We start from the raw sequence: 13536 nt of genomic DNA on the forward strand, positions 1-13536 counted from the left end.
GGGGAGCGGCGAGTGGGTGGGCGCGACCGGACCGGGCTCCAACACCTCAGGAACGACACGTCGGCCCCTCGTGTCGTTGATCCGGTTGCGCCCCTGGTCACCGCCGACCACGGTGGGAGCATCCAGCGAGGAGGCACGCCGATGACCAGTCAGCGGGAGACCGTGCAGGTCGATCCGGACCTGTTCCGCGCCGTGTACGACTCACCCGCGTCGCTGCCGGGCCGGCACCGGTGGACCACCCCGGAGTCGGACGTGCGGCGGCTGGAGAAGCTGCTCGGCATGCCGGCGCGCAGCGTCGGCGCCCCGCTCTGGGTCAGCGGCGACGAGCCGGACTGCCCGAAGTGCGGCCGGCGGGTCACCTGGTACGACATCGTCTCGTCGGCGCTCTCCGGGGTGCACGACAAGGCCATGATCGCCACCGTGATCCTGGGCGAGCGCAAGTACGTCAACACCGAGGTGCCGGCCGCCATCCCCGGCGTACGCTGCGCCGACTGCCACACCGCCATCGACGGCCTGCGCAGTTTCAAGTGCCACAACTGGGCGTACGCCTTCGAGGCGCTGGAGGCGGTGCGGGAACGGATGTCCGGCACCCCCGGCACGACGTGACGCCAGGTCAGTCGCCGGCCGAGCGACGCGCGGGTCGGCGACCGGGCGGGGACTTCGGCTCGGGTCCGGCATCGGGCACCGGCGGCATCGGCCGCAGCACCGGCCCGGCGGCGGTGACCCGCAGCGGCTCGCCGTGGTGCCACACCTCGATCCCGTCGTCGGCTTCCGCGTCGGGCAGCTCGTAGCGGGCCTCGTCATGGGTCAGCGTGACCCGCAGCCGGTGCCCGCGCCAGCGCAGGCTGAACGCCAGCCGGTCGACCCGCCGGGGCAGCCGGGGGTCGAAGGAGAGCACCCCCCGGTCGTCGCGCAGCCCGCCGAAGCCCTGCACCAACGCCAGCCACGAACCGGCCAGGGACGCCAGGTGCAGCCCGTCGGCAGTCTTGTCACCCAGGTCCTGGAGATCCTGCAGGACCGACTCGGCGAACAGGTCGTACGCCAGGTCGAGGTGACCGACCTCGGCGGCCAGCACCGCCTGCGCCGAGGCCGACAGCGACGAGTCGCGGACCGTACGGGCCTCGTAGTAGGCGACGTTGCGGGCCTTCTCGTCGGCGGTGAACTCGCCCGGGCAGCGCAGCATGGCCAGCACCAGGTCGGCCTGCTTGACCACCTGCTTGCGGTAGAGCTCCAGGTAGGGGTAGTGCAGCAGCAGTGGGTAGTCGTCCTCGCCGGTGTTCGCGAAGTCCCACTCCGGCTGCTCGGTGAACCCGGCGGCCTGCTGGTGCACCCCGCGCTTGCGGTCGTACGGGACGAAGACTGCGTCGGCCGCAGCCCGCCAGCCGGCCACCTCGGCCGGGTCCACGCCGAGCCGCTCGGCCAGGTCCGGGTGGCGCTCGGCGGCGTCCGCGGCGCCGGACAGGTTGCGCCGCGCCATCAGATTGGTGAAGACGTTGTCGTTGACCAGCGCGGCGTACTCGTCCGGCCCGGTGACCCCGTGCAGGTGGAACGTGCCGGTGTCCGACCAGTGGCCGAAACCGTGCCAGAGCCGGGCCGTCTCCACCAGCAGCTCCAGCCCCGCGTCGGCGAGGAACCGCTCGTCGCCGGTGGCCGCCAGGTAGCGCAGCACGGCGTCGGCGATGTCGGCGTTGACGTGCAGTGCGGCGGTGCCGGCCGGCCAGTAGCCGGAGCACTCCCGGCCGCCGATGGTCCGCCACGGGAAGGTGGCGCCGGCGAGCCGCAGTTCGGCCGCCCGGTCCCGGGCCTCGGGGAGGTGGGCGTGCCGCCAGCGCAGCGCCGACCGGGCCACCGTCGGCGCCACGTAGGTGAGCACCGGCAGGACGTAGCTCTCGGTGTCCCAGAGCACGTGGCCGTCGTAGCCGTTGCCGGTCAGCCCCTTGGCGGGGATGGTGCGGTCACCGTCCGGCCGGCCGGCCTGGAGCAGGTGGAAGGTCGCGAACCGGATCGCCTGCTGGAGCTCCGGGTCGCCGTCGAGGAGCACGTCGGCGGTCCGCCAGGCGGAGTCCAGGGTGGCGCGCTGGTCGGCGAGGAGGGCGTCGAAGCCGTCCGCGCGGGCCGCGTCCGCCTCGGCGGCGACCAGGTCGGCCAGCTCGTCGGCGGGGGTGCCGTCCACCGGCGCGCACTCGTACGCGGCGAACTTGGTCAGCCGCAGCCGCTGGCCGGGGTACAGCCGGCCGGTCACGGCCAGCCGTACCCGGTCCGGGGTGCAGTCGCCGCTGGTGGCCATGGTGTCCGGCGCGTCCACCAGGTGGCTGACGGCCACCGCGACGCGCTGACCGCTCCGCTCGGTGCGGTGCACCAGCACCCCGTCGAGACCGGTCGCGCGACGCGCCTCGGCGGTCAGCGGGTCGGTGATCACCGAGGCGGCCCGGGGATCGTCGGAGCGCTCCGGCACCCGCTCGTTGGCCAGCAGGTCGGAGCAGACGCGCAGCTCGACCGGGGCGTCCAGCGGCTCGACCTCGTACCGGACCGCGGCGACCGGACGCCGGGGCAGCGACACCAGCCGGGTGCTGCGGATCCGGACGCCCCGGCCGGCCGGTGAGATCCATTCGGTCTCCCGGCGCAGCACGCCGGCACGCAGGTCGAGCACCCGCTCGTGGGTCCGCAGGGTGCCGGTACGCACGTCCAGCGGCTCGTCGTCGACCCAGAGCCGGATCAGGGCCGCGTTCGGCGCGCTGACCACGGTGTCGCTGGCCTGGGGAAAGGCGTAGCCCTCCTCCGGATAGCTGATCGGCCGCCGCTCGTGGAAGCCGTTGAGGTAACTGCCCGGCATCGCGCAGGGTGCGCCCTCGTCGAGGACGCCGCGCCAGCCGACCCACCCGTTGCCCAACGCGAAGATCGACTCCGTCTCGCCGAGCCGGTCCAGGTCGGCCGCCGTACGCCGGATCCGCCAGGTCTCGTCGTTTCCGCTCCCGGCGGCGAGCGGCGGTTGGTCGCTGGCGGGACTGGTGTGCACGGGACCTCCTGTCGAGCGCCGACGTCCTTCATCACCCAACCAGGGCCGGCTGTGCGATCGCTGAGACGAAGGCGGGGACGACGCCCCGTCCTTCGTCTCCTGCGGTGCCCACGGCCGCGTTCCTACCCTGTCTCCCGGATGAACGGGGTATGAACATGTGGTGAGGTGATTCATGGTCCAGGCCGGCAACACGGATGTTCCGGAGATCAGTGTCGAGTGGTACCGCGACGTGGTCGACGTCGCCGTCGACAGCCCGCAGCCGGTGCAGTGGTTCGTCGGGCACGCCACCGAGGGAGTGATCCTGCTGCTCGGCGTGCTGCTGCTGGTGTCCGCGCTGGGCCGGCTCCGCGGCGGGCCGCACGACCGGGCGCTCGCGCTGGTCGCGCCGATACCGACGGTCCTGGCGTACGGGTGCAGCGAGTGGCTCAAGACCGTGGTCGACGAGGAGCGCCCGTGCCGGACGGTCGCCCGGGCGATCGTCGCCGGCCACTGCCCACCCACGGGCGACTGGTCGTTCCCCAGCAACCACGCCACCCTGGCCGGTGCGCTGGCGGTCACCACGCTGCTGCTTTCCCGCCGACTCGGGCTGCTCGCGCTGCCGCTGGCCGCGCTGGCCGCGTTCTCCCGGGTCTTCGTGGGCGTGCACTACCCGCACGATGTGGCAGCCGGCGTGCTGCTCGGTGGGCTGGTCGCCGCGCTGGTCACCCCGCTGCTGGCCCGCCCGGCCGCCGAGGCGCTGCGCCGCCGCGCCGACCGGCCGCTCGCCCACGCCGTGAACGGCCGCACCCGCCCCTGAGCCCGGCCACTCCATCCAGGATCGAGCACGATCATGCGGCCGCCGCCCGGCGGCGCGGGGGCGGGCGCTCGGTCAGGTCGCCAGGAGTAGCGCGCCGATCGTGCCGAGCAGGAGGAACGGGCCGAACGGCAGGTGGGTCGACCACCGGACCCGACGCACGGCCAGCAGCCCGAGGCTGACCAGCGCGGAGAGCCCGAGGGCGAGCAGCAGCCCGGACACCAGATGCGGCCAGCCGTACCAGCCGAGCAGCGCGCCCACGATGAGCGCCAGCTTGGCGTCGCCCAGCCCGAAGCCGCGCCGGCCCAGCAGGAGCGTGCTGGCCGCGAAGAACAGCGCCAGCCCGACGCCGGCCGCCAGCGCCCGCAGCAGGGGCGCGGCTCCGGCGCCCGCGAGCGCGGCCACGCCGAGCAGCAGCCAGGTCCCCGCCGCCGCCGGCAGGGTGAGCCGGTCCGGCAGCCGGTGCACGGCCAGGTCGACGAGGACCGCCGGTACCGTCCAGCCCAACCACCAGGCGACCGCCGCCAGCGGGCCGACCGGCGGGCCGACGAGCGCGAGCACCACCAGCCCGGCGAGGACGGCCAACTCGACGGTGGCCGGCGGCGGACCGATCCGCGCCGGGCAGTGCCCACATCGGGCCGCCGGACCCAGCGCGGGCCACGGCCGGGCCAGGCCGACCGGCGCGCCGCAGGCGTCGCAGCCGGCCCGCGTGGCGGTGCCCGACGGTACGGCGTGCCGCAGGGCGGCCAGCCGGAGCAGCGGGCCGACCGCGAGCACGGCCACCACGGCCGACGCCGGGAACCGCCTGGACCGGCCGGCATCCGGCGTGCCGCGGCCGACGCGCGCCCGGCCGGCAGCACCGTCGCGCACCGGGCCGGCTGCGGAAGCCGCGGGCGTCCCGCCGCCGGCCGGCCGGGAGCCCGTCGGGACGGCCGGCGGGGGGCCGGTCAGTGCCACGGGGACCGTCCCGCCCGGGCGACAACGGCATCCGCAGCGAACACGGATCATGACTGAACGATCGCTTGGGTGTAGCGGATGGCGCGGAAAGCGACCCCGGCACCGGCTCGGCGGGGCGTCCCGGGGTCGCCCTCTGCCTCGACCGCCGCGCGGGCCGGCGCGGATAGCCGGCTGACCGGCGACGCCGGTCGGATGCCGGGATGACGCCACGTTGTCCCACTCGGAGGGACGACGCCGCCACGCGTTCGGCCCCGGACGCCGGGGCGACCGGCGACCACACCCACCCGCTCGTCCGGCCAGCGCTCGGAACGCGTCACGGCCACTCGCCACCACCACCCGTCATCACGCACAGTGTTCGCTTGAATTGCCTCTGTTGCATCGGCGAACGTCAGCCTATGCTCGCCCCTTGGGTGTGACGCAAGCCTCACCACAAGAACCGGACGACACAGGACTTCGCATTTGTAAAAGATCCGTGACGGTGAATGCGGAAGCGTAATGCACGGCTCCGGATGTGCTCATCCGGGCGCGTTTCCGCATGCCCGGGAACCGGTGTGCCCCCGCTGGACCGGGCGACCCCGAGGAGGCTCGACGGTGCGCGTACGGCAGCTCGGAAGAGCGGCAAACTGCCTGCTGGCGGTCGTGGTGGCGGTGCCGGTCGCCGCCTGTGGCAGCGGGCGGGAGGTGGTCGAACGGCCGGCGCCGGCCCGGAAGACCGAGCAGCGGGCGGACCGGGACGCCGAAGCGCGGGCCGCCGAAAAAGCGGCGCTCGACGCGTACTCCGGCTATCTCGCCGCATCCCGTACGGCCAGCCGGCGCAGTGATCCACGCGCGCCGGAACTGTCCAGATTCCTCGCCGATCCACTGCTCACCCGGGTCCGATTGTCCATTCGCGAGGCAAAGGAGCACGGCGCGATGCGTACCGGGAGGCGGCTCTCCAACCCGACGGTGACCTCGGTCAGCCTGGACACGGTGCCGGCGACCGTCGAGATCCAGGACTGCCTGGACGCGACCGGCTACCGGCTGGTCTACGCCAAGGACAAGCGGGTCGTCCCCGGCAGCGGCGGCGGTCGGCACCTGGCCACCGCCACCGCCACCCGCTATTCGGACGGCCGATGGTCGCGGTGCTCGCGCCCGCGTTCATCGCGCTGATGGTGCTGGCCGGCGTGGCCGGGCGCAGCGCGGTGGCCGCCGAGGCGATCGACGCCGCCGCGCACGACGCCGCCCGGGCCGCCTCGATCTCCCGGGACGCCGACACCGCGCGGGCCGAGGCGCGGGACGCCGCCCGGCGACAGCTCGACTGGCGCGGCCTGGTCTGCACCGCCGCCCCGACGCTCACCTTCACCGGCTCGGTGGCCGGTCGGTCGACCAGCTTCGACCGGGCCTTCCGCAGCCGGGTGGGGCAGAACGCCACGGTGACCGTGCGCATCACCTGCACGGTGTCCTTCCAGGACCTACGGCTTTCCGCGGTGCCCGGCATGCCGACCAGCAACCGGATCAGCGCGAGCTTCACCTCGCCGCTGGACCGCTACCGGAGTCGGCGATGAACGCGTCACCCCGCCCTCCGGCCGGGACCGACCACGGCCGGGTGAGCATCTTCCTGGCGGTGGCGATGACCGGCGTCCTGGCCATCGTGGGGCTCTCCTTCGACGGCGCCGGGCAGCTGCGCACCCTGCAACGCGCCGACAACCTCGCCGCCGAGGCCGCCCGGGCCGGCGGCCAGGCCATCGACCGGGCCACCGCGATCGAGGGTGGGCCCAAGCGGATCGACGAGCCACAGGCCCGCGTCGCGGTGGCCGACTACCTGGCCGCCGCCGGCACCACCGGCCACAGCGTCAGCTTCCCGCAGGTCGCCGGGGAGACCCTCGTCCAGGTACGCGTCACGATCACCTACCGCCGCTCGATGCTCGGGCTGTTCGGCCTCGCCGACACGGTCACCGTCACCGGCGAGGCGACCGCGCGGGCCATCAGCACGGGACCGTAGGAAGGAAGGCAGCCATGGCCGTATCCGATCGGTCCGTCGTACGGCGGGCCGGACGCATTCTCACCGGCGTCGGCGCGCTGGTCGTGCTCTGCGCGCTGCTGGCCGGCGCGCCGGTGGCGCTGCTCGCCTTCGCCGGCAATCCCCTACCCGACCACCTGCCCACGATCGCCGAGGTGGGCGCCGCGCTGACCAGCCGGGACGACGGGCAGCTCTTCCTGCGGGCGTTGGCGCTGGCCGGCTGGTTCGGCTGGGCCACGTTCGCCTTCTCGGTGCTCGTCGAGCTGGGGGCGCAGACGCTGCGTCGGCCCGCGCCCCGGCTGCCCGGGATGAGCCGACAGCAGAAGGCCGCCGCCGCGCTGGTCGGTTCGGTCGCGCTGATCCTCGCCGCCAGCCCGGCCGCCGCCAGCGCCGCCGCGTTGACCGGCCCCTCGCCGTACGCCCTGCCCACCGCGTCCGCCGCCACCGTGCAGGCCGCTCCGGGCCTGGCCGGTCCGGGCGTCTCCGGGGCGGGGCTGGCGGCGATGGGCAGGGCGGGTGCGGTACCGGGCGTGGCGGCGCCACTCGCCGGTACCGGGCCGCTGGGGCAGGCCGCGACCGGAGCGACCGCGGACGGCCCGGCGCCCGTGTACCGGGTGGCGAGGGGCGACTACCTCGGCGACGTGGCCGAGCGCTACCTGGACGAGTTCGCCGACTACCGGCGGCTCGCCGAGCTGAACCGGCTGGACGACCCGGATCGGATCCGCCCCGGCCAGTTGCTCAGGCTGCCGACGGAGGCAGCCGACCAGGGTGCTCGTCCGCACGCCACCGGCCGCCTGGTCGGCAAACCCGCCGCCCCCCGGCCGCCGCGTCCGGCACCTGAGCAAACCGCGCCGGAGCAGGTGAACTCGGTCCTGCCGAGCGGCACCGAATCGGCCGGCAGGTCGCCCACCATGACCGTCGGCGCGGCCCGGGCCGGCACCGCCGACCGGGTGAACCGGCCGCTGGCGGTCTCCGCCGTACTGGCCGTGGCGAGCATCGTCGGCGCACAGATCGGCGCGGCGCTCGGCCTGCGTCGCCGCCCGGCCACCGGCGGCGCGGCGCCCAGGCTGGCCGCGTCCGCCCGCGCCGGCAGCACCCGGGGCGGCCCCGACAGGACGGCCGACGCTGCGGGTGGGCTGCTGGACGGCGGCCACGGTCTCGACTCCGTGCCGGACGGACCTCCGATCGGCCGGCACCGGCGGACCTGACCCGAGGTCACAGGAGAGGGATATGCCTCAGAGTCATAGTCATGACTCTGAGGCATATCCGCTGAGAGCAGTACCGGTCCCGGGCGGGACCAACGCGGACGCGCCCGGAGCACCGTCACAGAGCCCCGGCCCGTACAGCCTCGGCAAGACGCGGATGGTCACGGGACGCGGGTCTGGAGCACCCCGTCGCGGATCCGGGTGGGCAGGATCTGCTGGTCGTTGCCGGACGGTCCCTGCACGACCTCGCCGCCGTTGAGTCGGAACGCGCTGCCGTGCCAGGGGCAGACCACGCAGGCGTGACCGCCGATCTCCTGTACCTCGCCCTCACCGAGCGGCCCACTCTGGTGCGGGCAGCGCTCCAACATCACGGTGACCTCGTCACCGTGGCGGTAGAGAATCACCGACACGTCGTCCACCTCGCGGGTGATCAGCGTGCGCTGCGGCAGGGCGTCCATCTCGGCCAGCGAGTGCCAGCCGTCGCTCATCCGGCGCAGCTCGGAGATGCTCTGGTTGACCTGGGCCCCCTGCTTGTACGCCAGGTGCCCGCCGATGTACGCCCCGAGGCTCGCGGCGGAGAGCCCGAGCCAGCCGAGGGTACGGCCGACGTTGTGCCGGCCGGTGAGCCGCGCGGCCAGCGAGCCGGCATAGAGCGTCACGCCGACGGTGTTGGCGGCGGCGTGCACCAGGCCGACGCGGCGCTGGTCGCGGGAGAGGGCCGCCCAGTCGTTCAAACCGGCGACGGCCGCGGGCAGGGCGCTGACGGTGCCCAGCCCGACCAGCGCGGTGGCCGCCCTGCGCTGCCCGGGCATCAGGTCCAGCACCGCCGCGCTGATCCAGGAACCCACCGGCACCTGCACCATCGCCGGATGCAGCGGGTGCCCCAGCGGAACCCCGTGCAGCACGTCCCGCAGCCGCCGCGGACGCAACGTACTCAGGACCACCCGTTGCAGGCGGTCACCCACCCGGTCCAGCCGGGACGCCTGCTCGATCTTCGTCAGGATCTCTCGCACGGGTACCGACTTCCCGGCGAACGCCGTCGCAAACCGGCCGGCGGTGACGAACCTGTAGCAGGACGTGACGACACCCCCAACCGCGCTTCCCGGCCGTCGGTGCGCGCCGGGCCCGGGCCGGGCATGCTGTGCCGATGGGAGTACGGGTGGAGCACGCCGGGCCGGTGACCACCGTGATCATGGATCGGCCGGCGGCCCGTAACGCGGTCGACGGGCCGACGGCCCGGGCGCTGGCCGACGCGTTCCGCGCCTTCGACGCCGACCCGGACGCGGCGGTGGCCGTGCTCTGGGGTGCCGGCGGGACGTTCTGCGCGGGCGCCGACCTCAAGGCGATCGGCACGCCCAGCGGCAACCGGGTCGAGCCGGAGGGCGACGGCCCGATGGGTCCCACCCGGATGAGGCTGGGCAAGCCGGTGATCGCGGCGATCTCCGGGTACGCGGTGGCCGGCGGGCTGGAGCTGGCCCTCTGGTGCGACCTGCGGGTCGCCGAGTCCGACGCGACACTGGGGGTGTTCTGCCGGCGGTGGGGCGTACCGCTGATCGACGGTGGCACGGTCCGGCTGCCCCGGCTGATCGGCGAGAGCCGGGCGATGGACCTGATCCTCACCGGCCGGCCGGTGCCGGCGGAGGAGGCGTACTCGATGGGTCTGGTCAACCGATTGGTGCCGCCGGGCGCGGCACGCACGGCGGCGGAGGAGCTGGCGGCCGCGATCGCCCGGCATCCGCAGAGCTGCCTGCGCAACGACCGGGCGGCGGTGCTGGCCGGCGCCGGTCGGCCCGAGCCGGAGGCGCTCGCGACCGAGCTGGCGTACGGGATGGAGTCGCTGGCGAGCGACGCGTCGGCCGGTGCGGCCCGCTTCGCCGCCGGCGCGGGCCGACACGGCGCGGTGCCGCCGGGAGGGTAAACCCTCCCGGCGGCATCGGCGTCTGCCGGATCAGTTGCGGTTGATGGTGAAGGTCGACGTGGTGTTGCGGATGTCCTGGTAGTTGTTGGTCAGCCGCAGGTTGGTGAAGGTGACCGACCCGACCGCCGGGCCCTGACCCGGTTCCGGCATCTCGTTGGCCCAGATCGCGTAGCCCGACTTCGCGTCGAACGCGTCACCGCTCTTCCGGACGCCGCTGATCGAGACGTTCGTGAAGACCGTGTCGATGATCGGGTTCTCCGGCTGCGAGCCGGTGTACTTGGTCTGGAACATGATGCCGGTGTACGTCGGATCGACGATGTCCACGTCCGACACCCGGATGCCGCGGAACTCCTTCGAGGCGGAGAAGACCCAGATCGCGGGGAACGTCTGCGACCCCCAGAAGTGACCACCGGCCCGGATCAGCGAGATGTTCTGGAACTGGGTCGGTGGGCTGGCCCCGAAACCGATGAACGGGTAGCCGAAGTCCAGCGAGCTGATGGTGATCCCCGAGTACGTCAACATGTCCGCGATGTACAGGTTGCGGAACACGTTGTCGTAGCCGCCGTAGACCGCCAGCCCGGCCGCCCGCCAGGTCAGCGTGGCGGTGAGGTTCTCGAACACGTTGCCGTGGTTGGAGGTGGAGGCACCCTGGTCGGTGGCCGAGAAGAGGGCGAACGCGTCATCGCCGTTGGACCGCCCCTCGGTGTTGGTGACCAGGTTGTTGGTGCTGCCGTTGGTCATGTTCACGCCGTCGGCGAAGGTGTTCCGGAAGCGGCTGTCGCGGATGGTCAACCCGCTGACGCTCACCCCCCAGTACGCGCAGACGGTGTGCTCGACCCAGACGCTGTCCAGGGTCATGTTGTCGACGTCCTTCAACTCGCCCCAGACCTTCCCCGGCCCGTCCTGACGCACCGTGTAGTTGCCGAAGAAGGCGAGGTGCGAGAACGTCGACCCGCTGGCCGAGGACTCCACCCGGAAGCCCGCGTCGGTGTTCTGCTGGGAGGGCGGCGTCTGGAAGCGGGTGTACCACATGCCCGCGCCGACCACCTTCACCGGCTTGCCGTACACCTGGAGCTTCTGGGCGGTCTCGTACGTGCCGGCCGGCAGGTAGACGCCGACCAGCGTGCCGGTGGTGTCCATCCGGACCGCGTCCAGCGCGTTCTGCACGTCCTGGTGGCTGAAGCCGCTCGGCACCCGGTAGCGGGCCGGGTCCGGGTTGGCCCGCGGCGCGACCAGCTCCAGGTTGATGAAGTCGATCGCGTAGGTGGTGGTGTTGGCCGGGTCCTTCTGCAGACGGATCCTGCTGCCCGCCGGGATGGTGGCGTTCAGCATCACGTTCGCCTCGTCGTACAGGTGGCGGGGCGGGCCGGCGCTCGGCGAGTCGCTCGGGCTGGCCTCCGCGCCGTAGAGCCAGATGTGCTTGGAGGTCAGGTTGATCGGCTTGTGCAGGGTGCCGTTGACGTAAATGTTCAGCGTCGAGTCGATGCCCCCGCCGCCCGGCGAGTCGGGGATGGAGAAGCGGGTGACCAGGGTGTTGGTCGCCGCCCGGGTGGTCCACTCGACGTACGCGCCGGTGCTGTTCAGGGTCACCGCCCGACGTCCGGACGCCTCGCCGCCGAGGTCACCGATGGTCCGGTTCGGGCCGACCTGCCCGGCGCCGCCGCCGACCGTGCCGTCCTCGGCCTCGTACATGTCGTAGCCGAGGTTGGCACCACGCCCGACAAAGAGCGGTCGGTCGGTGGTGTTGTTGGCCTGCTTGACCGGCAGCTCGTTGCCGTCGGCGGCGAGCACCACCCGGACGGTGTACCTACCGTTCACGGCGGTCCAGGTGCCCAGGTTGACCGGGCCGACCGTGGCCCCGGCGTTGATCACGCCGGAGTACGAGCCGGTCAGGGTACGGACCACGGTGCCGGCCTCGTTGAGCACGGTCAGGGTGATGCCGTGCGCTCCGGACGCGGAGGCGACGTTGCCGGCGTTGCGGATCGACACGGAGAAGGTCACCGTGCTGCCCGGGGGCGGGTTGCCCGGTGACCAGTCGACCGCGGAGGCGAGCAGGTCGGAGCTGGCCACCGCGCTGACCACCAGCGGGGTCGGGTTGGTGTAGCTGTTGTTGGTGTCATCCTGCTCGACGACGGTGTTCGACTCGTCGACCTTCGCGCTCAACGGGTAGCTGCCCGCGTCCCGGGTGCCGATGCTCACGGTGACGGTGGCCGACGCGCCGGCCGCCAGGCCGCCGACCGGGGCGGTGCCGACCCGGGTGGCGCCGAGGTAGAAGTTGACGTTGGTGGCGCCGGAGGCGGCCGAGCCGGCGTTACGCACGGTCGCCGACAGCGAGATGCTGCTCGTCTCCACCGGCGCGGACGGGCTGAACGACATTCCGGTGACGGTCAGGTCCGGGTTCGGGGCCGGAACCCCGATGACCTGGAACTCGGCCACCTGTCCCGCCGGCGCACCGGTGTTGGAGGCGATCGAGAGCCGTACGTCGGCCACCGCACCGGAGACCGGGATGGTCACCGTGTTGCCGCTGGCCGGGCTGAAGCCGTAGTTCGCCGCGCCGGCCAGCGTGGTGAAGGTCGAGGAGCCCTGGTCCCGGCCGAGGACGGTGATGTTCTGGGTGCGTGGCCCCCAGACCGGGTCCGGGTTCAGCTTCAGCACGATCTGGCTGAGGCTGGCGTTGGCGCCGAGCTGCACGGTCAGCGTGCTCGGGTTGCCGTTGCCCTCCCAGTAGCTGGTCACGTTGTTGTCGTTGGCGTTGGTGGCCACGAACGTGTGCACGTACCCGGAGGCGGTGATCGGCTTGCCGACGGCCAGGTTGGTGCCGGTCGGCGGGTTGCCGGTGCCGGTCCGGGTGACCGTGTTGCTGTTCGCCGACTGGTTGCCGGCCGCGTCCTTCGCACGGACGTAGTACGAGACCGTGGCGCTGTCCGGCTGGTTGTCGGTGTACGTCAGCGTCGAGCCGCTGACGCTGCCGCGCAGCGCGCCGCCCGCGTAGATGTCGTACCCGGTCACCCCGACGTTGTCCGTGGACGCGGACCAGGTGAGGCGGACCTGCCCACTGGCGGGCTGGGTGTACGCGAGGTTCCCGGGCGCGCTGGGGGCCTGGGTGTCCGGGCTGCCGGCCGCGCCGTAGACCTCGACCTCGGAGAACTGGGCCGCCGGCCAGCCGGTGTTGCCGGTGACCTCCACCCGCACGTAGCGGGTGCTGGCCGCGGTGAAGCTGACGGTCACCGTGTTGCCGGTGCCCGGGTTGAAGGTGTAGCCGGCGGACGCCTTGAGGGGGGTGAACGACGAGCCGGTGGTCGAGCCGAGCACCGACAGCGTCTGGGTACGGGTCTGCCAGGCCGACGACGGCGGCAGCTTGAGCACCACCCGGTCCACGCTGACCGTGGCGCCGAGGTCGGCCTGGATCCACTGCGGGAAGGCGTTGTTGGCGCTCTCCCAGTAGGTGTCCGCGTTGCCGTCGTTGGCGTTGCCCGCCACGTACGTCTGGACGTGGCTGCTGGCGGTCATGGTGGCGGAGAGCCCGGCGAGCAGGGCGGCACGGGCGGCGGTCGGTGCCGCCGGCGGCGCCGGCTTCGCGCTGGCCGCGGGGGTCACGGCCGGGACGGCGGTGAACAGCAGGCCCGCGAGCACGCCGGCGAGCAGACG

At 73.3% G+C, this 13536-nt stretch carries 11 protein-coding genes; 7 read left to right on the forward strand and 4 right to left on the reverse strand.

From position 1 onward, the window contains the following. Positions 1–141: 141 nt before the first annotated feature. The gene (locus tag ACFOW4_RS01600) at positions 142–606 is read left to right on the forward strand and encodes a hypothetical protein (protein WP_377523770.1); all 465 of its coding nucleotides are present in this window, start codon (positions 142–144) and stop codon (positions 604–606) included. Between the two features lie 7 nt (positions 607–613). Here the strand turns inward: ACFOW4_RS01600 and ACFOW4_RS01605 are convergent, their stop codons facing one another. Then, positions 614–3016: a glycoside hydrolase family 65 protein gene (locus ACFOW4_RS01605; protein ID WP_377523771.1), complete on the reverse strand. Its 2403-nt coding sequence runs from the start codon at positions 3014–3016 to the stop codon at positions 614–616. A gap of 172 nt (positions 3017–3188) precedes the next feature. On the opposite strand from ACFOW4_RS01605, the gene ACFOW4_RS01610 reads away from it, so the two are divergent. Then, complete coding sequence (locus ACFOW4_RS01610; RefSeq protein ID WP_377523773.1) at positions 3189–3812, forward strand: phosphatase PAP2 family protein; 624 nt, start codon at positions 3189–3191, stop codon at positions 3810–3812. Positions 3813–3884: 72 nt separating this feature from the next. Here the strand turns inward: ACFOW4_RS01610 and ACFOW4_RS01615 are convergent, their stop codons facing one another. Further along, positions 3885–4679 carry a prepilin peptidase gene (locus ACFOW4_RS01615; protein ID WP_377523775.1) on the reverse strand — a complete coding sequence of 265 codons (795 nt, stop codon included), beginning with the start codon at positions 4677–4679 and terminating at the stop codon, positions 3885–3887. Between the two features lie 678 nt (positions 4680–5357). Here ACFOW4_RS01615 and ACFOW4_RS01620 point away from each other — a divergent pair. From ACFOW4_RS01620 to ACFOW4_RS01635, 4 genes are read left to right on the forward strand one after another with little or no spacing between them, the layout of a single operon-like run. Beyond that, entirely contained in the window at positions 5358–5915 is a 558-nt protein-coding gene (locus tag ACFOW4_RS01620; RefSeq protein WP_377523777.1) for a hypothetical protein, read from the forward strand. Further along, on the forward strand, positions 5879–6310 hold the full coding sequence (locus ACFOW4_RS01625; RefSeq protein ID WP_377523778.1) for a pilus assembly protein: 432 nt from the start codon (positions 5879–5881) through the stop codon (positions 6308–6310). Before ACFOW4_RS01620 ends, ACFOW4_RS01625 begins: the two co-directional genes overlap by 37 nt. Beyond that, complete coding sequence (locus ACFOW4_RS01630) at positions 6307–6747, forward strand: pilus assembly protein TadG-related protein (RefSeq protein ID WP_377523780.1); 441 nt, start codon at positions 6307–6309, stop codon at positions 6745–6747. The genes ACFOW4_RS01625 and ACFOW4_RS01630 overlap by 4 nt, the downstream gene beginning before the upstream one ends. Positions 6748–6761: 14 nt before the next feature. Continuing rightward, positions 6762–7973 carry a LysM peptidoglycan-binding domain-containing protein gene (locus ACFOW4_RS01635; protein WP_377523782.1) on the forward strand — a complete coding sequence of 404 codons (1212 nt, stop codon included), beginning with the start codon at positions 6762–6764 and terminating at the stop codon, positions 7971–7973. 158 nt (positions 7974–8131) lie between these two features. Here the strand turns inward: ACFOW4_RS01635 and ACFOW4_RS01640 are convergent, their stop codons facing one another. Then, positions 8132–8983: a Rieske 2Fe-2S domain-containing protein gene (locus ACFOW4_RS01640; protein ID WP_377523785.1), complete on the reverse strand. Its 852-nt coding sequence runs from the start codon at positions 8981–8983 to the stop codon at positions 8132–8134. A gap of 134 nt (positions 8984–9117) precedes the next feature. Between ACFOW4_RS01640 and ACFOW4_RS01645 the strand changes: the two genes are divergently transcribed. Continuing rightward, entirely contained in the window at positions 9118–9888 is a 771-nt protein-coding gene (locus ACFOW4_RS01645) for a crotonase/enoyl-CoA hydratase family protein (protein WP_377523786.1), read from the forward strand. Positions 9889–9918: 30 nt separating this feature from the next. Here ACFOW4_RS01645 and ACFOW4_RS01650 read toward each other — a convergent pair whose 3' ends face one another. Then, positions 9919–13398, reverse strand: coding sequence for a discoidin domain-containing protein (locus ACFOW4_RS01650; protein ID WP_377523965.1), 3480 nt, complete (start codon positions 13396–13398; stop codon positions 9919–9921). Positions 13399–13536: the final 138 nt, after the last annotated feature.

Origin of the sequence: Micromonospora sp. GCM10011542, assembly GCF_042650685.1 — a bacterium.
Classification (GTDB): domain Bacteria; phylum Actinomycetota; class Actinomycetes; order Mycobacteriales; family Micromonosporaceae; genus Micromonospora.

Coding starts and splice junctions, on each gene's coding strand:
- ACFOW4_RS01630 (WP_377523780.1), top strand. CDS start 6,307: ATGAACGCGTCACCCCGCCCTCCGGCCGGGACCGACCACGGCCGGGTG.
- ACFOW4_RS01650 (WP_377523965.1), bottom strand. CDS start 13,398: ATGACCGCCAGCAGCCACGTCCAGACGTACGTGGCGGGCAACGCCAAC.
- ACFOW4_RS01645 (WP_377523786.1), top strand. CDS start 9,118: ATGGGAGTACGGGTGGAGCACGCCGGGCCGGTGACCACCGTGATCATG.
- ACFOW4_RS01610 (WP_377523773.1), top strand. CDS start 3,189: ATGGTCCAGGCCGGCAACACGGATGTTCCGGAGATCAGTGTCGAGTGG.
- ACFOW4_RS01635 (WP_377523782.1), top strand. CDS start 6,762: ATGGCCGTATCCGATCGGTCCGTCGTACGGCGGGCCGGACGCATTCTC.
- ACFOW4_RS01625 (WP_377523778.1), top strand. CDS start 5,879: ATGGTCGCGGTGCTCGCGCCCGCGTTCATCGCGCTGATGGTGCTGGCC.
- ACFOW4_RS01600 (WP_377523770.1), top strand. CDS start 142: ATGACCAGTCAGCGGGAGACCGTGCAGGTCGATCCGGACCTGTTCCGC.